The sequence below is a fragment of the Pseudomonas sp. P129 genome (assembly GCF_020312195.1).
GTDB lineage: Bacteria > Pseudomonadota > Gammaproteobacteria > Pseudomonadales > Pseudomonadaceae > Aquipseudomonas > Aquipseudomonas fragariae.
In genome coordinates this window covers 249,064-272,793 of the sequence record NZ_JAGPYS010000001.1, presented here as the reverse complement: position 1 = coordinate 272,793, position 23,730 = coordinate 249,064, and the positions used below count along the sequence as shown (strand labels likewise).

Here is a 23,730-nt window from a genome sequence, read left to right as displayed (position 1 = left end):
CATCAGCCCTCCACGTCGGTTTCTAACACTTCTTCAATCTGGTCGCCGTGCTCAGCCACCAGGTACTGTGCCAACGACTGAATGGTGTCGTGCTCGAAAAACACCACCACAGAGATCGCCAGCCCCAGACGGCTGTTGATCAACTCACACAACCCAACAATGCTGATCGACTCGTAGCCGTTTTCAGTAAACGTTGCTACAGGACTAAACGAAGCTGACTCCTTGTCCAGCAACTCCGAGGAGATTGAAACCAACCAGGAAACCGTTGCCTGCAACTCGTCGCTGGCGCCATCAAACGAATAGGCTGGCTGTTTTTGCGCGACCGCTGCCAGTGGCGCAGGCGATGCAACGGGAGGCTCCACGGTTACCTGCGGTTGAATGACTGGCGTGTTGTCAGCGAGAGTTGCGGCCTTCCAGATGAACGCGAATTGCTCATCCGAATGGTTTTTGTCCAGGGCGTGAATAAATGCAGTGGCAATGTCATTGGCCGCGTTGCCCTCCACTTCCAGCGCTACGGTCTTGCCTTCGCGGTAACCAGTACCCTGCAACGCCGCGCGATAACGACCAAAGGTTTTTGCCAGGGTGTTGAGCTGTTTACTGTCGTGTTCCTCGACGGTCATGACGATGGAGAACGATTGCAGCTGGGAGTCAAATGAGTAGGTCGCCTCATCTAGGTTAATCAGTGCCGCGAGATGACGAATAAGCGCCTTGTCTTTCAACGGTTCCTTATGCTGCTGAACCTTGTCATCGGCCGGAACAATGTAATGCACACCCTGGATATCGCCCAGTTGGTCTTTTATCAGCAACAGTGCATTGAACACGGACTTTCTATCGTCAAGTTCAGCCGCGTAGTAGCCGACTTTGGTATTGTCCAGGCTGTTCTGAAGTAACCCGATTTGCTCATCGATGTCTGGCGCTGAAAGCGCGTCACCCAGGATTGCGATATGGCATCCGCTGGTTTCATCATCAATCGCACGAATCACACTTTGGCCCACCTCATTCAAGCCGTTTGCCAGGACATAGACACAGTTGTCATTGAGTAACGAGCCTGATTCCGGCTGGCTGACTTTCTGCACGCTGCCGGCATAGATACTGTCGTGGGCACACAGGTATTCAGCGATGTGAGTCTGTGTGTCTGCTGCACGGTTGATCAGCGTCGAAATGTTGGCAAACGAGCACAAGGCTTCACAGTAAATAATCGTCAGTTTGACATTGGCAGCACCCAGCACGTGCTGTTCCAACGCCCCGGTCAATGCTGCATAGAGTTGATACTGGCGATCGAACGGCATGATGATTTGCAGGTGCAAAGGCTGAGTGCTGTCCGCCAGCCAGGCTTTGACCTTCTTCGCTAGTTGACGTGAGACGGACTTGGCCAGATCAGCGAAGGACTGGGCAAAGCCGTTCGGCAGGACTTGCTGCCATTCTGAAGAGCCGGCATCGAGGCCGCAGGTCTCCAGATCTCGCTGGAAGTAGTCCAGGGTGTCCAGGCCAACGACACAGATTTTCGTATCGGCCTGCGCCGGTTTCGGATGTGGGCTCACGTCCACCTTGTTCCAGCGATGAATAAACAACGACTTCGGTTCGGCGGTGACTTTTTCGACCGCCACCGGTGCCGTAATGAACGGCTTGCCAACCACCGGCTCAACGGTTTTCTGAACAATCTTCCCTGCGACTTTTTCAACGACCGGTTCAACCATAGCGGCTACGGTTTTCACCCGCTGCTGCACAGAAGCTGCCTCGACTTTTTGAGACACGCCGGCCGTGTGGTTGCCCATCGGCAACCAATGACGGTTTTGTGAGAACGGGTAGGTCGGCAGGCTGATACGTTGCCCTCTTTTCCCCAGCAGGCCGCCCCAGTTAATCACCACCCCTTTGGCCCAGAGCGCGACGATGTTCTGGTATTTACCTTGCTTCAGCCATTCAGAAAGAATCAGCTCAAGGGAGTTATCCTCGTACAACAGCTTCGCTGTGGCGTCCATCTCGCTGGCATAGCAGACATGCAGCGGGGATTTGCCTTTTTTATCATTCAGGAATGCATCGAGGTTGTCTTCAAGGTGCTCGATGGAGTCCGCCAGGAAGCTCAGGCGGTACGGCATTTGAGTGCGGCCAGTTTGCAGCGTATAGGCAATGTTGCCCAACCAGTATCGTGGCTGGTTGTTCAGGGAGGTGTTTTGCTGAGCGTTGTAGTGGATGTAGCCCAGCAACTGCGCAGCTCTCTGGTGTAGCGCCTCCTTTGATTTTGCGGACAACACGATCAGTTCCGGGTAATCCATCGTGTAATTGACCTGATTCGACACTTCCTCGTGCTCTTCGATGATGAAGTGCGCATTCGCACCGCCCGCGCCAAAGGACGACAGGCCGGCAATCCGCTTTTTGACCTCTTTATTCGGCAGACGCCAATGGGACAGCAACTGGGGGATCGAGAAGGAGGTTTTTTCGATCTGCAGGTTTTTATTAATTTTCTTCGAGTGGAGCGAAGGGACGATTTGCTGGTATTTCAGTTGCAGCAGAATCTTGGTCAAACCGGCCATGCCTGCGGCACTTTCGCAATGACCGATATTCGATTTCACCGAGCCTACCGAGCAGAACTTACCTTGTTGTGCCGAGTCTTGATCGATGGAAAACGCCTGCCTCAGCCCATGAATTTCGATGGCGTCGCCCAGATGGGTGCCCGTACCGTGCGCTTCAATGTACGAAATGTCCGCAGAACGAATGCCGGCCTGTTGGACCACTTTTGAGATCAGCTTACTGTGAGCTTTCGGGCTTGGAACGGTATACCCATTGGTCTTGCCTGCGTGAACGATCAGCGACCCGGTAATCACCCCATAGATGTGGTCGCCATCGCGCAGCGCATCCTCGTAGCGTTTCAACAAGACCGCACCAACACCTTCTCCCGGTACATAGCCGTCTGCACTCTCGGAAAAGCTCGCACATTTACCGGTCTGCGAAAGGTCGCCGCCCTGTTTCAGCACACCATATTTGTTGGGATGCAAGGTCAGATTGACCCCGCCGGCAATCGCGTAATCAATCTCCCCAAGCTTCAACGCAGAGCACGCCAGGTGCACGGCGGACAGCGATGACGAACACATGCTGTCTATGGCGACGCTAGGGCCTTCCAGGTTCAGGATGTAGGAAACACGGTTGGCAATGGAGGCAAAGCTGTTGGAGATGGCCTGCCCTTCGTACAGACCTTTAGCCGTTTCGCTGTGCAGCTGATACTCCTGGTACATCGCGCCGACATAGACACCGGTGGTCATGTCACTTTCGGCCAGGGACTCTTTGGTGTAGCCCGCATCTTCCAGCACCGAGAAGGCACATTCGAGGAATTTGCGTTCCTGAGGATCTGTCAGCAGCGCATCGGTTTCACTGAAGTCGAAGAACTCCGCGTCGAACTGGTCAAAGCCGTCAATAAAGCCGCCCTTGAAATTTTCCGGATTTTCGACCCGATTAAAGCCGGTTTGCTCCCACCTTGCCTTGGGCACTGAGGTCACCAGGTCACGACCTTGCGACAGGTTTTCCCAGAACTCGTCCAGGGTCCGCGAGCCAGGGTAAGTACCATTCAGACCGATGATCGCGATATCGCCGGAACGACGGGGTTCAGGGTAGGTTTCCTGGAAATCAGACACCTGAGGCAGTGACGCCGACGGGGCGTCAACCTCTTGAAGGGAGAATGCGCCCAGGTCGATCACGTCAAACTGAGTAACCGCAGGTGCGCTGGCAGGGGCCTGGGTGTGAGAAGCAACGGCAACCGGGGCAGCACTAGGTGGTTGTGCATCGCTGAAATCAATACCCAGCAACGCCGCCAAGGCCTGTTTATCTTGCTCGATAAAGTAATCGATGATGCCTTCGACGCTATCAATATCAAACAGCAGGGAACTGCTGACCTGCTCGAAATGCTCACGCAGTTTATTGGTGAGGGTGACGACCAGGATAGAATCGAATCCCAGTTTTTCGAGGGAGAGGTCCAGCGCGATTTCATCGACAGGAAGCTGAACGACGTCGGCGATCAGATCAGTGAAAAACGCCTGGCTCTTGGCTTTCAACATTGCAACGTTGACAGCCGAAGGGGTATTTGACGGGGTAAGCATGGAGGATTCGTTCCCTGATGAATGACTGGATCCGGACTCAACGACCTTGGGGGCAAGGGACGCGGCGTGCTTTTGCGCACGCATCAACATCACGAACTGCCCCATGTCGTGGGCCAGCTCGGCGGGGAACTGCGTAGAGCCGTAACCCACTTGCAGGGCGGTGTTGTGCCACGTGGCAGGCTCCAGAACCGGAGAGCCCGGCACCCTGATGTGATCGTCGTTGTACAACCACCAACCGTCGAGGAAACCAAACGTGAGGTGGTTGAACAAGGTATTGCGGCTGAGCTCGTTGACGATCAATGAGCCCTGATCTTTCAAAACTTCCCAGACCCGGCGAATCGAGGCGGCAATGTCACTGGTGGCGTGTAACACGTTGGTGGCAACTGCAATATCGTAGTAATCACGCTGCAGTGGTTGGTCATCGACCGACTTTTCTACGTTGAAAATCTCGTAGCGCAAGAATGGATTGCCTGGCCCGTATTCCCGCTGGGCATGAAACAGAAACGACTTCGAAAGGTCGGTGTAGCAGTACTCTGCGATGTTGGCGTGAAACGGCGCCAGGTGCTTGAGTAACACGGCGGTTGTACCGCCGGTGCCAGCGCCCACTTCCAGAATGCGAATTTTCCGCTGAGGGTCAGCGGCCAGCAGCGTGTTGATTTCGTCAACCACCGTCCTCGAAAGCACCAGGTTGAAGTAGTCAGCAACGCGGTTGTTTTTATAGATACCCTCGACCATGCGCATCGAAGAGTCAGGGAACATGATGTCGGTGGCCTTTATTTTCCCGGTCAGTATCTCCTTGGTATGGATCAGCAGGGCTTCAACCAGTTTGACTTGAGCGGATTTATTATCATCCAGCAGCCATTCAACTTTTGCGGTGTTCCAGGAGAGCCAGGCTGCGCTGGCATCGCTCTCAGGAAACTCTGCCGTTTTGCTGAATTGACCAGCGTCGTGACGAAGGTAGCCCTGGCGCACAAGGCTCATCAGGGTCTCCGTCAACCAGCGCGAAAAACCTGCGCGAATATCGGTCTTGCGAAGCACGTTTTCAACGGAAAACTCAGTACCGGAAAACACGCCCAAGGTTTCAAGATCGGCAGCGACGATCCGGCAAAGGTAGCTGTCCATGTCCTCCAGGTAAAAAACGCCTTCCTCCCTTAGGGCCATATAGTGTTCATTCCGATACACATATTCCATCATACAGCCCTCCACTACATTGTTATTTAACTGAGTTGTTGATTGCACAAAACCAAATTCTGTAGTGTTCTGATGAAGTGTCACCTTATCTATCAATGTTATTTTTTCTGGATCGTAGGCAGCGATAAAACTGGCCTGTAAATGATCCCCTGCCATCAACGCCTCAAAGGCCAACATGCCGATGGTCGGGTTGATTGACGCCATCCCGCTTTTTTCCAGCACCTTTTGATACGACGCATCACTGACAATGCCGACGGTTCCCCAATACCCCCAGTTCATGGTTCTGACATGGGTAGTTGCGCACTTGGCCTGCAAGTAATGGGCAAAACTGTCTTTAAAGGTGCACCCCGCAGCGTAATTACTCTGCCCGGCCTGGCGAGCAAAGCTCTGGATCGAGGAATAGAAGGCGATGAAGTCGAGGTCTAGATCGGCAAAGTAATTTTCGATGTTTCGGCAAATATCCACTTTCGCAGCAAGGGCCGAACTAAAGGTTGTTTCAGACATATTGGCAACCGTCTTGTCCTCCAGGACGATTGCCGAATGAATAATGCCGTCCAGCCGGCCATATTGACGGAGGATGGTGTGTCGTAATTGCTCCATTTGGTGTGGCTGGGTGGCATCAACCGATACGTACAGGGGAGCACGACCGAGTCTCTCCATGGCACGCAATGAATGACGGATTTCATCATTAATGGCTTTTCGACCTGCCCAAATGACTTGGCTATCGTGCCGTTGCAAAAGACTTTCGGTCCAGGCCTGGCCCAAGCCACCGGCACCACCGATGATCAGATACACCCCGTTGTCACGGTAGATCGGCTTGACCGGCTCACTGCCGTTTTCAACCGGCAACACCTCCAGGTGCTCGGCATACCATTGATCGTCGCGGCAGCAATACGTCTGTCCTTTGACTTTTCTTTTTTCAATACCTTGCGACGAGCGCACCAGCGAGGGGTTTGAGGTCGCACGCGCCACAAAGGCGTCATCGACATCAAGCAAGCTTATCGTCCAATGGCTGTATTCTTTCGCAGCGGCACCGACCAACCCGTGCAACCCGGCGTTGACCGCTGTGTTAGTGCCTTCGTTGTTGACATTGAAGTTATTCTTGGTGACGACTGTGATCGACAACCTGACTTCATCAGCCTTTAATTCCAGCAACGCCTTGAAGAACCTGAAGAAGATTTTTTCTTCGATACCATACTGTAAACCTTGATCCTCTGCGTGCACAGAGACATCAAGGCTACCGCCGATCCAGAGGATACTTTTAATCTTTCCCGGGATGCAGTCCGCCAGTGTCGCGGTCATACGTTCCAGCGTATCCAGCGCAGTAAAGCTGCAGTGAGCCTGACCGCCAACCCACGACAATAATCTCTGCCTGTTTGGCGACACACCCGCCGCAGCAGTGACTGGAATAATAACCAGAACGCTTTCATCGGTCGCCAACGACGGGCTGCCCGCTATTGGCCGCCAACGATTAACGGCATAAATGTTATGCACGGCATTGCTCATATCAAACCTTCTACCCAGAGGTAACAATCAATAGCACCCAAACACCAGGACCTGTTTAAGCTTCAGACAATCGCGGCACACCGGACAGTATCCGTTGGCGATAACCATCCAGCACCGCACAGACATTGGATTGCGCGTCGTAGATAACAATGGTCCAGATTTCTTTCTTGCCATCATTCAGCACATGCCCAACCGACCAGGCGTTGAGTGGAATTTCCCGATACTGTTGAAAGCGGTCTATTGCAAAAGGAACCCGGGTTTGCACCCCACCCTGATCCCTGGTTTGTTTGGCTTTTTCCCGCGCTACAGCGAGAATCGAGATGGCCTGAAGTGCAGAGTCTGCAAGGCAGGGATGAACCGAAAAAGGCGACTGTTTATTCGCCAGGATCGACGGCAGTTGCAATTGAGCGATGACCGTCGAGGGCGAAAAGTAGAGGGCCTTGATACCTTGCAAACGGGTCTTGTGGGTAATGCCATGGCGACGCAACAAGTCATAGCATTGCGCTGCCGGTACTTTTCGATACTGGGCCAGCCCTGCCGCGCTCAGGTCAATCTCATCGAACCGGATCCCCTGTGCTTTCAGGTGACTGAACGACTGATCTTCTGCCAGCACCTGTTGACCTGACGACAAATCACAGATGGCTTGGGCATACAGCTGCTTTTTATCTCGGCTCAGCACCTTCAGGTCAGCGTTGTCGCCTCGCTCTGTCACTTCCACAATAATCGGTAAGCGTGGCGTGGCGTCGGTAAAGACCATCGGCTGAACCCAGGCAATATCGTTCAGCGCTATTTGGTAGGCATTCTTGAACTTGTCGCCATACACCGCGCAAACACTGCGTTTCATCAGCTCGATATACATCACGCCGGGCAGGACTTTCTGCCCCATAACCAAATGATCCGCGATGAAGAAATCATCCACCGTCAGGGTGAATTCACAGTACTTGCTGGCGGCTTTTGACCTTGTCGCCGTGGCTCGTGGGGCTGATGCGGGAGGACTCGGACGTGCAACGGAGGCCTGTTTCGCCGGCGCTTTATCCTTCGAAGACGCCCAGAACGACATGGAATTGAACGGACTTGCCGGCAGGCTACAAATGCTGCCCTGGAACGAAGCGTCGTTGACCTGGCCGTTTTCAATATAGACGTGCGCTTGTTTCAGCAAAGCCTGGGCATTGCCCTGCCCCAGGTCGCTCGGCGTAAAGATTTGCATGCTCGGCTTGGCTGCTGACAGCAGGGAGCCCAGTGCATTGGCCAGTTCAGAAACCGAGCGGCTAAGAATCGCCACGCGCTTGCCGAAGTGCCTGCGCCCGCAGGCCAAGGTGTAAGCGATGTTGGTCAGCGACACCGTCGCGTCAGACTCGAGGTGCTCACGCAGTTTCTGCAGGAGTTTGACCAACTGTGGGTCAGAGTTCGCCGACAGCAGAATCAACTGCGGCCCAAACTTCTCCGCCGTGTGCCGTACCGGCTGGGGTAAATCACCGAGCACCACGTGTGCATTGGTGCCACTGGCACCGAAGGCACTGATCGTTGCCAGCCTCCGGCCATTTCTGGCTTGCCACGGTTGTGAAGATTTCGCGACATAAAACGGGCTACCGGCCAAATCAATTCGCGAGTTGCCTTTGGTGTGGTGAATCAGCGGCGGAATGGTGCTGTGTTCCAGTGCCAGCACCGACTTGATCACACTCGAGATACCGGCGGCAAATTGGGTGTGGCCAATGTTGGCTTTGACCGAGCCCAAGGCGCAGTAATTCTTGTGCGCGGAGTCCGTGGTGAAGGCTGCACAGAGTGCGTTGAACTCAATCGGGTCGCCCAGGTTGGTGCCGGTGCCGTGGGCCTCCACCATGGAGATGTCGTTAGCGGTAATACCGAAATCCTTGTACACCCGTTTCAGCAACTTCTCTTGCGAGACGGCGCTTGGGGCCGTGATGCCGTTGGTTCTGCCGTCCTGGTTGATGCCGTCACCGTAGATGACCGCGCGAATGTTGTCGCCATCGGCCAAGGCATCGTCCAAACGTTTAAGAATAATCGCCCCGACCGCTTCGCCGGGGACAAAACCATCGGCGTTTTCATCAAATGGCGAGCACGTCCCGGTGGGCGACAACATCCCGGCTTGTGTCGCCTGCACGTACAAGCGCGGCGTCGTCTGTACAAATACACCGCCCGCAATCGCCGTATTGGTGATCCCCAGTCGCAGGTCTTTACAAGCCTGATGGATCGCCACCAACGAACTTGAACACGCAGTGTCGATGGTCAGCGCCGGCCCTTTGAAATCCAGGTAATAGGCAATCCGCGACGCAATCATCGAGCCCATGTTGCCCCACAGCGCTTGCGCCGGTGCCTCACTGGCCTCGAACACTTCGTTGTAGTCGCCAGTCCAGCCGCCGACGTAAATGCCGAACTGATCTTTCACTTCAGGGGTCAGGCGACTGCCTGCATAGCCACTGTCCTCCAGGGCATGCCACGCCTCTTCGAGGAAAAGGCGTTGTTGTGGGTCCATATACGTGGCTTCAACCCCGGAAATGTTGAAGAAGATCGCATCGAACTTATCAATTTCATTGAGGAATCCACCGCGCTGGCAAACACCGTCGCGATACTTTTCCTGATTGAGATAGTCCGCCAGGTCCCAACGACTCACCGATTCGGTGCTGTCTTTGCCGTCGCGGATATTGTTCCAGAACGCCTCGGTATCATCGGCACCGCCAAAACGGCCACTCATGCCGATAATTGCAATCGGCTTTTGGTTGCGTTCCTGGCCAGTTGCAGGCGACTCGCTGAGTAGCTGAGGCGCTGGCCGAGCGAATTGAGTCGACGAGTCGACGATCGTCACAGGCGTAATCAGCCCATGGGCATGGCGGGATAGATCCTCGACATTCGGATAATCGTAGATACACGTGGTTTTCAAACCGAGACGATACTGTTCATTAAGCGAATGGATTAAATCAACGCCCAGAATGGAGTCCAGACCGTAATCGACAAACGACACCTCATTGTTGATCGACGCCTCATCCATCTTGAGTACATTGGCCAGTCTTTCTCGAATGAATCCGGCAACGGCCGGCACTTCAAGGCGAACGGGCACGTGACTGATGATTTCGGCGCTCACCTTCCCTGCTTCTGATGGCTGATCCAGGTGTCTGACGGCCCTTGCGTTCGAACCGACTTTGTCCAGGAAGCTATGGGTGTTGGCCGCAAAGGCATACTCGGGTATCCGGCATTTTTTCGGTTGCAGCCCATCGCTGTACAAACCTTCCCACTGCTCAAAGCTGCCATTGACCCACAGTTGCGCCAAGGCGTCCGACTCGTGGTGGGCAAAAGCAATCTGAACGCGGTCGTGGGCCAGCGCTCTTTGCTTGGAAAGCTCTTCAAACCGGTGAGTTTTCACCCCGGCATACAGGCCGCTACCATTAACCTGAGGGTCTTCCTCGCCAAGGAAGCGCTGGAGACGCTCGATAAAACCGGCTAGATCCCTGGCACAAATCGCGACGCGATGTTGATGGGCATTTCGACACGTCTGCAGCGTGAACGCGACGTCACGCAACGCGGGTACGGTCGACGATGAAGCGCCGCCCTGAATAACCGCCACCAGTCGCCCAATCGATACGCTGCCTTGCCAATTGAGCATCGACAGATTCAGCCCGTAGCGGGTGTTGACGGCCTCGAATAGTCGATAGAAATCAAATGGTTTGAGCCCGGCATCGACCAAGGGGGTTGAATCGTCAACCTGATTCAACGAGAGATTGTTATCCAGCCCCCGAAGCGTGGCGCGAATAAACGTCGCAATATCCATTGCAGTGGAGGCTTCAGGCGCTTGCGCCTGAAGGAAATCCAGGAACCGACGGCAGTTTCTTTTCAGGCCTTGTTCGGTATTCGAAGAGAAAGGGAAAACCAACGCCTGGACATGTTCTTGCCCGACAGGTGCGCCAACGACCTGTTCCTGCGGCGCTGTGTACTCCTCCAGAATAACGTGGGCATTCACCCCCGCCGCACCGAACGACGAAACACCGGCGATACGATTGCGGTTGTTGCGCGATGGCCACTCGATCAGCTCCCGCTGCAAATAGAACGGCGACTGGTCGAACTCCAAGTTAGGATTGATCGTCTGTGCGTGCAGGCTGGGTACCAGGACCCGGTGCTGCATCTGCAGCACCACTTTGATCACACCGGCCAGACCGGCGGCGGCTTCCAGGTGGCCGATATTGCTTTTTACCGAGCCAATCGCGCAGGAAGACTCAGGCAGGTCATTACCTGAGAAACAGGCTTTGAGTGCGTTCAACTCGATGGGGTCACCGAGTTCCGTCCCGGTGCCGTGAGCCTCGATGTAGCTGAGTTCGCCCGCTGTGATATTGGCGCTGTTCAGGGCTTTCTCGATCACCGCCGTTTGCGCCTTGGGGTTCGGCACGGTGTAGCCTTTGGCGGCGCCACCATGATTGACCGCCGAGCCTTTGATTGTTGCGTAAATCCGGTCGCCGTCTGCCTGGGCCTGCCGAAGCGGCTTCAGAATAAGCGTCGCGACACCTTCACCCGGTACAAAGCCGTCCGCCTGGTCGCCAAAACTGTGGCACTGACCTTTTTGCGACAGCATGCTGGACGCACAGAGTTGTACATAGCTTGCGGGGTGCAGATACAGGTTCACGCCACCGACAATCGCCATCTGGCAACGCCCAGCCTTGAGACTATGGACCGCCTCATGAATCGCCACCAGCGACGATGAACACATGGTGTCGATGGGCATGCTGGGCCCATTGAGGTCGAAGAGATAAGAAATACGGCTGGCGACAGAACTGAACCAGGTCGTCGGAATCGTGCGTTCGTCTTGATTCCAGAGTGCCGGGCCGTAGAGATTGAAGCCAGTCTTGGTAATGCCGACGTAGACACCAACGTCGCCGTCATACTGCTGCTTGATTTTATCTTTGGTGTAACCAGAGTCCTCCAGGGCACGCCAGCAAGACTGCATAAACAGCCGCTCCTGCGGATCCATGGCGAGGATTTCTCGTGGTGAGAGCTTGAAAAACTGCTCATCGAAATCATAAGCCTGTTCAAGAAACCCGCCTTGCTTGCAGTAGGATTTACCGTCTCTGATGGCCTCGATTTTGTCCGTGGCATAGAAGTCTTCCAGGGACCAGCGCGACTCAGGAATCTCGGTCACCGCGTTCACGCCGTTGCGCAACAGCTCCCAGAACGCTTCGATATTCGCCGCTCCCGGAAACTGCGCGTTAATACCAATAATGGCGACCGCATCACCGGCCTGCGCATCCACTGCGCGGGGCACTGCCGGACGCGGCTGAGCGTCCTGACGGGCAGAGGCTTGCGGAGCCTGTTGGCTCGCTGCCGGGGCAACCGCGCCGAGCCACGCCTGCACCGCGTCGGGTTGCAACTGGCTCAGTGTGGTGGCCAGGTCATGAATGGATTCCACTTCGTACAGCAGCGTTTTCGACAGTCGAGAGAAATGCTCACTCAACGCCTGATTGATCCGCATGATGGAAAACGAGTCGAGGCCGTAGCTTTGCAACGGCTCGAAGGTGTCGAGTTTGCTTGTCTCCAGCTTCAGGACGCTGGAGATCAACTGTTTGAGGTGAGCGACCAATGGATCATAGGCAGTCTCAACCGATGTCACTGCGCCCTTCCCGCTGGCTGCTTGAGCCGTTTGCTGACTGAGCGCCGGGGTTTGCAGGTTCCGCTGTGGTTTAGCGTTAACGTACTGGCTATCAATTTTCACCGGATCGCCATAGGTCACCAGAACATGGTGGGTATCGGCGGCCAGTAACAACGTATTCACGTGATTGAGGGCCACATCGACCGGCAACGGCAACAGACCGTACTCGACGTGGAGTTCTTTCAGCGCCTGCTGGTCAACACCCATACCGGCGTTTTCCCAGAGCGGCCAGTTCACCGACAACAGGCGATCAAAGCCGTTACGCCCGACCTTGTTTCGAGCGTCGCTGAAACCATCAATGAATCCATTGCCGGCCGCATAGTCGATCTGGCCGACAAAACCTAACTGGCCTGCACAAGAGGAGCAAAATAGAATGAAGTCAAAGCCCGTTTCAGTCTGTTGACTGACGTCGTTTGCAGCCTGAATCAGATGGAGGCTGCCACTGACTTTGGCTTCCAGGGTATTTTCAAACTGCTCGACGGTTTTGTTGACCAGAAAACTGTCATTCAACGTGCCGGCGCAGTGGAAAATCCCTTCGAGGTGATGGGAGGCGACGACCTTGATCAACAGCGACTTGAGGTCCGAGTAGCTCGCCGCGTTCGCCGTGAGATAGGAAACCCGGGACTTTCCGTAGGTGTTTACCAATTGCAGGTACGGCGTATTACTTTGCAGATCGGCTTCACTGCGGCGCCCGGTCAATACGACGCGGGCCTGCTGCCCCTGGCGCAAAATGTAATCTGCCAAGTGCAAACCAATACCGCCTACGCCACCTATAATCAGATAACTCGCATCGGTTTTTATAAAGCTTTGCAACGACGCACCATCAGAACGGTCACTGAGCGTTTCAAACACCTGAACATAACGGACATTCTTGAGGTAGCGCACATACGCCGCGTGACTGTGCTGTTCCTCGGCCAGGCTATTTTGGCTTAACTGACCCAAGGAGGCTTCATCAAGCGCCACCAGTTGAGTGGTAATGCTCGGGTGCTCCTTATTCAGGGTTTTCAGCATGGCTGAAATAGCCGCTTCCACTCCGACATACACAGATTCGTGCGCTACTTTGTCTTCAGCGTAACTATCGGGCCTCAGAAAAAACACCTGGAGCAGCGTATCCGCCGAGCTTTTCCGGCCTTTACCATGCTGCAAAATGGCCGTGACCTGCGCCTTCAAACTGAGGAAAACGTCGAGGATCATCGCACTGGCCAAACCGCTCATCTGGTCGGCAAGCGTGCCTTTGGCGGCCGCCTCTTCGGGAGCCGACACTACCGTCATCCGGGCCAGCAGGCGTTGATCCAGGCGGGCTTTCAAGGTATCCACCAACCGCTCATGACCGTGCTCCGTTACGACCACCACGCAATGCTGTTCGTGAGCCTGAGCCACATCGAGCGCGCGCCCAAGCGGCGCATCGCGCCACACCGGCACATAACGCGTACTGCCCGGCGGCCCGGACTGCTCTTCACGCATACTGCCCCCGGTGGCGTCGGTTTTGGCCAGCGCCTGAACCGCTTGCTCTTTAGTAATACGACCCGCTTTGAGTTGATCAATAATGTAACGCTGAAAGTTAGCAACCTCATTGGAGTTATTCATGACGACACCCTTAATCCTTTCTCAATAGCTGCAGGACCGTCTCGGTATCCAGATCGTCCAAAAGCACTCTATCCAATAAATCTTCATAAAATGAGTGCGCTACAAATTGCTCATTTGAAAAATTATCGACGTCATACCAGGTGGTCACTTGGTCTTTAGGCAGCCAATACCGCTGCTGTTCGAAAGGATAACCAGGCAACACAACCCGATTAGGCCGTGCGCCTCCGTAGAGCAAATTCCAGTTAAACTTAACGCCTTTAACAAACCGCTCCGCCACCATATTGGCATTGTCCAAAGTGAGCAGTTTTGGCAGTGCCTCGTTGGACATTTTCTCGGTTTTCGAGCCCTTGATATGCCCGGTAAAGATGGACACGTGGTTTAACTCATTGGCCCCGGTCGAGAAGTCTGCATCGGACAGTGCGGCCTCACTTTCAATAAACCGCGTGAGTTTGCTCAGGCCATCCGCGCTATCCATGGCCACAATCGACAAACGGTAAGACAGCTCGGCACGCCCAACCTGGAGGGTGTAAGCCACCTCCTCAATCTGCTCGGGATGACTGGACAGGTGCTGGCGTAAATTGATCGCTTGCGAGACCAGCCCACGGCGAGTTTTCGCCGACAGCACCAGAACCACCTCGTGCCCGGAAAACGCCCGGTGCGCACGAGCAGTCGTCCGATTGCTTTCATAACGGCGCAGAACGACGCTGGCAATCGAGCCGCCAAATCCGAAACTGCTGACCGCCGCGAAAATCCCCTGATCACTGGCCTTCAAGCTGGACTGGCGTTCGTTGATCACGAAGCGGCTGTCATGCAGCTCGATATAGGGGTTCAACGGTGAGCAGTGAAGATTGGCGGGCACCGTCCGCTCGCTGAGTACTTTCACCGCTTTGATCAGGCCGGCCACGCCTGCGGCTGACTCCAGATGCCCGATATTGCTTTTCAGCGCGCCGAGATAAATCGGCAAACCATGCGTTTCCGTCACCGCCTGTTTCAGCGCATTGACCTCTACAGGATCGCCAAGCTCGGTGCCAGTACCATGAGCCTCAACATATTGCAGTTGGCTCAAGTCGATCTTTTTAAGGGTTGTACGCAACAGCTCAGCCTGGCTCTTGGCATTCGGCGCCGTCAGCGACTTGGCCCGGCCGCCATGCTGATGCGCGCTGCTTTCAATCACGGCCAGGATGTTGTCGCCGTCTTTCTGTGCCAGCGAAAGCGGCTTCAGGATGACCACGCCCACACCCTCCCCTCGAACATAACCATTGGCATTGCGCGAGAAGGTGTTGCAACGCCCATCCAGGCTCAACATGCCTGCATGGTCAGGCTCGGCGAAGCCCTGGATGTCGAGTAACAGATTGACCCCGCCGGCGATGGCAAAGGACGCCGAGCCGGAACGCAGGCTTTCACAGGCATTATGGATAGCGACCAGTGAACTGGAACACGCGGTGTCAATCGACTCACTCGGGCCGTGGATGTCCAGGAAGAACGACACACGGTTCGCCAGCATGGCGTGAGAGTTGCCCGTGGCGATGTAACCGTCCAGCTCCTGGTCTTTTTGCAGCAATGCCCGGTAGTCATTGTTGCTGACCCCGATAAATACCCCGGTGTCCGAAGGCAACTGGCTGGGGTCATAAGCGGCGTTTTCAACGGCGTGCCAGACCACCTCCAGGACTTGGCGTTGCTGTGGGTCCATGAACTCCGCTTCAACACGCGAAATATTGAAAAACGCCGCATCAAACCCGTCCACCTTATCCAGGTAGCCACCCTTTTTGACGCAAGCCACACCGGCGAACGCCGCTTGGGTGTCCTGGTTGTAACGCTGGTAGGGGAAGTCTTGAATGCTGTCTTGGTTATTGAGCAGGTTCGACCACAACGCTTCAACCGACGCGGCCCCCGGGAATCGTCCGGCCATACCAATGACCGCGATGGATTCATGAGGGTGCGGCAGACGGTGATTCCGCTCGGCCTCTGGTTTCTCGACGCGAGAAACCGGCGTTGCAGCCTGGTTCACTGCAGAGGCGCTGTTCTGTGGCGCCTCTTCACTGGTGCCGCTGACGCCTTGATCCTTGAGGTAAAAACACAAGGCCTCAATATTTTCGCAGTCAAAGAAAACGGCCGGGGTGATTCTGGCGCCCAGCATCTCGTTAATTTCTTTGCTCAACTGGGTTAAGCCGATGGAGTCAAAGCCGAACTCGTAGAAGCTGGTTCTTGCGTCCACTTCGGATTCATCAAACTTCAAAAGCTTAGCGACGATGGCAGACACGGCTTTGCCGAGACCGTCGGACTCCGTGCCAGCGGCGGCGACTGGTCGTGGAGACTCGGCAGTCTCGTGGCGGAAAACGGGTTGACTGCGGAAGCTGGCCGTCTCAATGGTCTTGGCGGCACGCGGTTCAATGGCTTGGCTATTGGCGATATACACATCGTCCAAGAGGGACAACAAAGTGCCATTCTTATCAGCCAACGCAATCGTTCCGCGCAACGCTTGCCCCGACGATTCGAGGGAGAACAGCAGGCTGCTGACCTTCGACACAGACGCTAAATCCAGCTGGACATTGCAGGCGCAAAGCGCGTAGTTGCTCCAATGGTCCAGTCCTTGGCGCAAGGCGATGTAGAGGACGGCTTGTTGCAACGCCGAACCGAGTTCGGATAAAAACGTCGTGTTGCGGGCAAAGTGATTGTGTCGATAATCAGTATCTTTCAAGTGCACGCGATAGCGCTGTTCACCGATCAACTGCAGCTCGCTGATAGCATTGACGTAATCGCCAAAAACGATTTTGTGCTCTTCCAGCGCTTTGCTGACCTGTGCACCGGAAAGGCTTTCCCGAACGGTCGCATTCGCAAACGCGGGAAAAGGCTGCTGGAGAACCCTGCGTCCATCGCCAGCTTGCACGGCAAATTCGACCCGTGCACACAGTTGATGCGGCGTCGACGCATCCGCTGTGGAAGAGATGTAAACGTCAGAAAATTGCCCCGTTTGATCATTCAATGCCACCGCATAACACAGCTGCGAAGGCACAACAGGGATAGGCGCCAGCAACTCCCAACGCACAGAGGTGTAGCCGCTTTGCGGATCAGCCTGCTTCATCACTGCAATCGCCGCATCGAGCAGGCTGAACGTGATTAACTGCGGCTGTTTCTTGACCCGGTAAAGGTAGTCGAGGATTTCAATCTCGATCAAATCAGCGGAGTAACGGATGCCGCTCAGGTCGGAGGTGTTGTCACGGACCAGCGGGTGATATTTGTTGCGGTTGCCCAGAGGATCAATAACGCTTGGGGCGTCTTCCAGAACCTCAAACCAGCAGCGTTTCTTCTCGAACTGATAAGCCGGAATGCGTACTTTAATCATCGCACCCAAGGCCGCTTGGTCATTCAAGCCATGCAAGGCAAACCAGTCCACGGTCGAGCCATTGGTCCAGTACTCGGCCAATGTCTCAAGCTCAGCGCTCTCGATAGCCTGACTCAGTTCCCTCCTGGAGAACTCCTTGGTCGCACCCGACGCACTGTCCACGAAGCGCACGGAACGGTTGCTGGAAAGACCACTCAGCCAGCTATCAATCGACCCAATGACCTCATTGACGCTGTCTGCGCAGAATGCCAGGCGGCATTTCATCTGGTTCTTGGCCACTTGCAGGGTGTAGGCCAGCGAGACGGGCGATACATCACGGTGGTCTTTCAGGTAGCTTGAAAAACCCTGCAGGTTCCTGACCAGCGAATCACGATTGGTCGCCGAAAATACAAACAGCTGTTGCTGGGTCTGGCGCGGGCTGCGGCTGGTCGTCCGAGGGTCGACATACTCCTCCAAAATCATGTGCGAGTTCATCCCTCCAGCACCGATGGAGGTGATCGATGCTCGACGCGGTAAGACCAGGTTGCTTTCGGAACGAGGAGCTGGCCACGACTGCAGTTCTTTATGCACATAAAACGGTGAGTCTTCGAAACGAATATTGCTGTTGAGCGTATCCGCACCCAGCGACGGCACGATCTGCTGGTGCTTGAACTGCAGTAAGATCTTCGAGATGCCGGCGATACCAGCGGCCGCTAGAAGGTGGGCAAGGTTCGACTTGATCGAGCCAATCGGACAGAACTGCTTCTTATCGGTGTATTTTCGGAAGGCCTGGGTAGCGCCTTTTATTTCGACCGGGTCGCCCAGTTCGGTACCCGAACCATGGCCTTCGAAGTAACCAATGGTTTGCGGGTCAATTTGCGCATCTTCAATCGCTTTTTCTATCGCCAGAGCCTGCATATGCGGCTGCGGAACGGTGAAACCATTGCGTACGCCAGCATTGGACAGGGCCGTTCCCTTGATAATGCCCCAGATGTTGTCGCCATCACGCTTGGCATCTGCCAGGGTTTTCAGGACCACGGCACCCACGCCTTCGCCCAAAATAGTGCCATCGGCGCCAATCCCATAGCTTCTGATGACATCTGAGGTTTTGGTGGTGAAATGTTCCTGGGAACTGGAGATCAGGTTGTAAGGGTGCAGGAGCAAGTTCATGCCCCCCGCCACGACTATTTTCGACTCACCAGACCGCAGCATTTGCACAGCCACATGAATGCAGGTCGATGTCGCCGAGCACATGGTGTCGACAAACAAGGACGGGCCGGTGAACCCATAAAAATACGACAGCATGTTCGGGATCGTGCCGGTGTAGCTGCCGCTGGCAGAACCGCCCCGCGTGAGGTTGTTTTGGAAACCATACAAGTTGTAGTGGTTGCTCATGGTGCCCGCGACAACACCCACGTCGCCTTTATACAGCTGTTGCAACGACTCTTTTGAATAGCCCGAATCTTCCAGGGCCTCGACGCCCACTTCGAGGAACAGCCGGACTTCCGGTGACATCTTCTCGGCTTCGAGTTGAGAAATCTGAAAGTAACGCGGATCAAACTTGTCTATGTCGTCGAGGAAGCCACCGGTCTTGATCGTCGACTTACCCCACACATCGCGTTCTTTGTAGTAAATAGCGTCGTGCTTCCAGCGATCCGCCGGGATCTTCTCGAACGCATGCTGGCCACTTTTCAACAACTCCCAGAGTTCATCCATGTTTCTCGATTTAGGATAACGTCCGGACAGACCGATGATCGCAATATCATGCTGATCACGGTCATCGGCGGCGACCTGACTGGCGACAGGTACTGCTTCAATTTGCTTGTTGATCGACGGTGCCGGTGCGGCAGCCGCCTCTTCAGCGACCTGTTTGTCTTTAGAGGGCGTGTCTGTATGAGCTGCGACCTCGACGACAGGCGCTCTGCCCTCCAGGTACAGGCTCTTTAGTTTATCGCTGTATTCATCCATCAGATAATCGGCCACTTCATTGATCGTGAAGTATTCGAAGAACAGCGTTTTTGATAACTGACCGAATTGCCCCTCGAGTTGACGGATCATTTCTACCGCCATAATCGAGTCAAAGCCGTACTCTTCGATTTTCTGATCGCCTCGGATCGTCTTGGCGTCGCGTTCAATGACGATAGCCAACTTGCCCTTCAGATAGTCCTGGGCATATTGAAACAGGGCCTCATTATCGACGTCATCACCGCTCTTCGAGGGATCAGGACTCTCCTGACTGCCCCCCTCAGGCACAACGCTGCGCTGGTTAAGGCCTGCGATGTAAGCGTGGATTTTCTCCTGGTTGCCGTACGTGACGAGGATCGGAAAATCATCGGTGGTGGTCAGCGCATAACGCAACGCGTGCATCGCTTCATGGGTGGGAAGCGGCTCCATGCCGGTTGTTTCATGCACCGATGCTAAGGTGCCGGCGTCCATTTTCATGCCACCTTCTTGCCAAAGCGGCCAATTAATGGCGATCGTCTGCCCGGTCCCCTCCCCCTCGCGCACCCGTTGATTGCGATCAATCGCGAAGGCATCCAAAAAGGCGTTGGCTGCGGCATAGTCACTTTGGCCAGCATTGCCAAACGTGCTTGCCACCGAAGAGAACAGCACGAACTTGCCTAATGGCAGACGCTTGATCGCCTGATCAATAGCCAGCGTCCCATCGAGCTTTGGCGACAGCACTGGCAGCGAATCCTTGACCTCTTTACGCAAGATGAAGTTATCGGCAATGTGGCCAGCGGCATGGAATATGACATCAACGCTGTGATGAGTATGCTTCAGTGCAGCGACAAAATTCTCGACCTCAACGACATCGGTAATATCGAGTGGCTGATAATCGACCTTGCCACCCCGTGCTTGTATTTCACTTTTCAAGGCAGAGAAAACAGCCTGCTGCTCGGCGGCGGTTTTGCGCCCGGTCAAGTAGAGCGTGCACCCCGGAAAATCCGCTGCGAGCTGCCTGGAAATCAGTTGACCAATACCACCCAGCCCGCCGGTTATCCAGAACACCGGCTGTTCATTAAGCACCGGAATTTTTCCCTGAACAGGCCTTACGGGTTGCGCTGTAATCCGTTCTATCCGACGCAGGCCTTGCGCATCATGACGTACGCTAAATGCTCCGTCGGCGATGAGAAACTCACGGGCGATGATCGATCCGGAATCGACCAGCGGTGAGTTTTCTATCGATACAAAGCGGCCCTGGATCCGTGGGTTTTCATTGTGCGCGACCCGCAGCAGCGCAGTCAGGCTGGAGCGGATCACATCCGGCAGTGTCGAGGAGGCGCAGACCAAAAGGTGTTGAATAGTTTTAGGCTTGGTTTCCAGGAGTTTCTTAATGTATGAAAACACGTGGGAGTACGCTTCAATCGTCGGTGCGCTGCTCACTGCCTCAGGGGAAGACAGCGCCATCGACTGGAACGTGCAGGACGTTTGCGCAGACACCTGATTACGATAATTGGCGATCCAGCGATCATCCTGAATCGTACTGCCCACATAAAGGGCAAGCACGTGATTAGCACGATCTGCGGGCGCTGTTGAGCTTATTGGCGGCTGTTGATGGTCTGTACTGTCAACAACCCACTGTTTCGAAAAATAAAGATTCTGGCTACTCGGTTCATTCGAGCCACTGTTATTCTTGCTGGTCATTTGCTCACCCACGGGACTGCGCAATAAGCACATCGTAAAGTTTTTCGCCGACGCTACCTGTTCGCCTTGTTCGGTAAAAATATTCAGGTCAAAGGTCAACGAGGCTTTAGTGCCGGCAAATCGATTTTTCTCACTGATACGAGCCCAGACGGTCGTGGGGCAAATCTGATAGACCGATAAACTGTCGAGTGAAAAAGGAACATAGGGATAACGTGAGGCGTTATTGGACAACGCCGTCGCAATACCGGCCTGCAATACCGAGTCGAGAATTGCCGGGTGGGCAGAGAATGATTGTTGACTCCCAGCGATTGAAACCTTTACCCAGACTTCATCCACGCCGACATGGATTTGCTCGACACCCTGCAGCCTCGGGCCATGGTAAATACCTGTGCTCTGAAGGTATTGATAGCATTGATCGCGGTGAATTTTCTTGAATGGCGACATGTCCGGCAGGTCAATACGATCGGCTACCGTTGAACCCGGCTGATACTCGCCTTGCACATGAACACGAACTTTATCTTTAGCCTGCCCTTCGATATTTTTGGGATGGGTATAAAAACGAAAGCCTTTGCCTGGCTGCCCAGAGGCAGCGTTTGCATCAGCCTGCTTACTGTCGAAGTCGAGGTAAATCGACTTTCTGATATCGACGTCGTCGTCGGACAGTTCGATGGCAAATGGCGATAACCAAAATACGTTTGAGAAGTCGACATTGATCATTTTATCGGCACGGGGAATCGTCGATAAAATCATTTCCAGATAGTGCACACCCGGCAATATAGATTGGTTATTAACCGTGTGATCTTCCAGGAAGAAGGCTTTACTCGACAGCGTAAATTCGACTGTACCCGGCTGTTTTGGCTTGGCCACATCAGCGTTCTTTTTGGGGAACCAGTAAGCCGTGCGCTCAAATGAATAAAGCGGCAAGCGGACTTTCGCGGGGATCAGGCCAGCGTCGAGATAAAGGTCATTCCAATCGACGGCAACCCCAAAAACCCAGTACTGGGCCAGGCTGAGCATATCGTGATTGGACATCCAGTTTTCAGTCAGTGACGCTCGATTTTCTTCGGCGTAACTCCTAAGTTTCTTGCCTTCTCCGGCATCGTAAGAGTTACCTACAAATGTGTGCTCGGCAGCAGCGCGTGTATCTATAAAGCTCCGAATCGCCAGTTTCAGTTCGTCGATAGACTCAACCACAAAGCACACGCGTTCTGTGAGCGCGTCGCGCTGGCACTGTAATGCATGGGCAATGCCGGGCAGGTTAGGAGGGTTGTCCTCCAGAAACGCCAGCAGGCGCTGGGCATACGCCACCAACGACTCACTTGACTTGGCCGACACAGGGATCGCAAACACGGGATGGTTATCAGCGACTGCACGGGCTGACAACTGCGCGGTTTCAGGAATGAACTCCTGGATCACCGCATGGGCATTGCTGCCACCAAATCCAAATGAACTGATACCGGCGATGCGCCCTGTCGAGCCATCCGCAGGACTCGCCCAAGGCTGATGCTTGTCGACAATATAAAAAGGCGTATCTGTCAGTTCTATCTTGGGGTTGATGCTTTTAAAGTTCAGGTTTCCGGGCAGTTCTTTATTTTTTAACGCGGCTAAAATCTTGATAATCCCGGCAACACCCGCTGCACCTTCCAGGTGTCCAATATTTGTTTTAACCGAGCCAATACCGCAGTAGTTTTTCCTGGACTGCGGGTCATCGACAGCGTGGCTCGCCTGAGCGAAGGCTTTCTTAAGCCCGTGGATCTCGATAGGGTCACCCAACGGCGTGCCGGTGCCATGGGTTTCGATATAGCTAACATCGCGAACATCAATATGACTGCGTCGATAAAGCTCTGCGATCAGGTCCGCTTGCGCCTGAGGGTTGGTCACGGTCAGTGAGCCGGTTTTACCCCCATGGTTGTTGGCAATACCTCGCACCACGGCGTAGATGTTGTCCCCGTCCTCAATGGCCTTGTCCAACGCTTTGAGCAGCAAAAGCCCGCCGCCCTCACCGCGTACATAACCATTGGCGCGGTCATCGAAGGTATAGCTCTTGCCATCTTTAGAGAGCATTCCATTTTTGGTAAAGGCGATAAAATGCTGCGGACTCCAGATTAAATTCACCCCCCCGGCCAAGGCCAGCTCACACTCGCCGGACTTGATGGCATTGACCGCTAACGCCAACGACACCAGCGAGCTTGAACAGGCGGTATCAATGCTGATACTGGGGCCTTTGAGGTCAAAGTAATAAGAGATCCGGTTGGATAAAATCGAGTACGCCGTTCCCGTCGGAAAGTAAGGATCAATCGGCGTGTGATTCAGCGCCAACAGCTCAGCGTAATCCCAGTGACACACCCCCATAAAAACGCCGGTGTTCGTCCCCTTCACGCTGGATGGGCATATCCCTGCGTCTTCAAAGGCATGCCAGGCCATTTCCATGGCAATACGTTGCTGGGGGTCCATGAACTTGCTTTCACGGGGCGAAATCCCGAAGAAATTGGCATCGAAGCACTCGATATCATCGACGAACCCGCCCCAAATACTCGATGTTTTATCGCCGCCGGTTTTAGGATCACCGTAAAGCTCAGCCTTCGACCAACGCTTTTCATTCACCTCACTAATCAGGGACTTTCCAGCTTTAAGCTTGCCCCAGAAGGCATCAATAGAGTCTGCTTCAGGCAGGCGAAGGCCAACCCCGACAATAGCGACCTGGGTGCTATCTAGGTCAGTTTTTGTGCTTGACATAA

Annotated in this window: 3 protein-coding genes; all 3 read right to left on the bottom strand. The window is 54.5% G+C overall.

Annotated elements, in window-relative coordinates:
• Window positions 1–2 precede the first annotated feature (2 nt).
• The 3 genes from KBY02_RS01265 to KBY02_RS01255 are packed head-to-tail and all read right to left on the bottom strand — an operon-like array spanning window position 3 to window position 23,728.
• The gene (locus KBY02_RS01265) at window positions 3–6,785 is read right to left on the bottom strand and encodes an SDR family NAD(P)-dependent oxidoreductase (RefSeq protein WP_032653299.1); all 6,783 of its coding nucleotides are present in this window, start codon (window positions 6,783–6,785) and stop codon (window positions 3–5) included.
• Between the two features lie 55 nt (window positions 6,786–6,840).
• A complete protein-coding gene (locus KBY02_RS01260; RefSeq protein WP_225649715.1) occupies window positions 6,841–14,022 on the bottom strand; it encodes a type I polyketide synthase in 7,182 nt (2,393 codons plus the stop codon).
• Between the two features lie 10 nt (window positions 14,023–14,032).
• Window positions 14,033–23,728, bottom strand: a complete 9,696-nt coding sequence (locus KBY02_RS01255) for an SDR family NAD(P)-dependent oxidoreductase (protein WP_080277902.1) — start codon at window positions 23,726–23,728, stop codon at window positions 14,033–14,035.
• Between the last annotated feature and the right edge of the window lie 2 nt (window positions 23,729–23,730).

Coding starts and splice junctions, on each gene's coding strand:
- KBY02_RS01265 (WP_032653299.1), bottom strand. CDS start 6,785: ATGAGCAATGCCGTGCATAACATTTATGCCGTTAATCGTTGGCGGCCA.
- KBY02_RS01260 (WP_225649715.1), bottom strand. CDS start 14,022: ATGAATAACTCCAATGAGGTTGCTAACTTTCAGCGTTACATTATTGAT.
- KBY02_RS01255 (WP_080277902.1), bottom strand. CDS start 23,728: ATGTCAAGCACAAAAACTGACCTAGATAGCACCCAGGTCGCTATTGTC.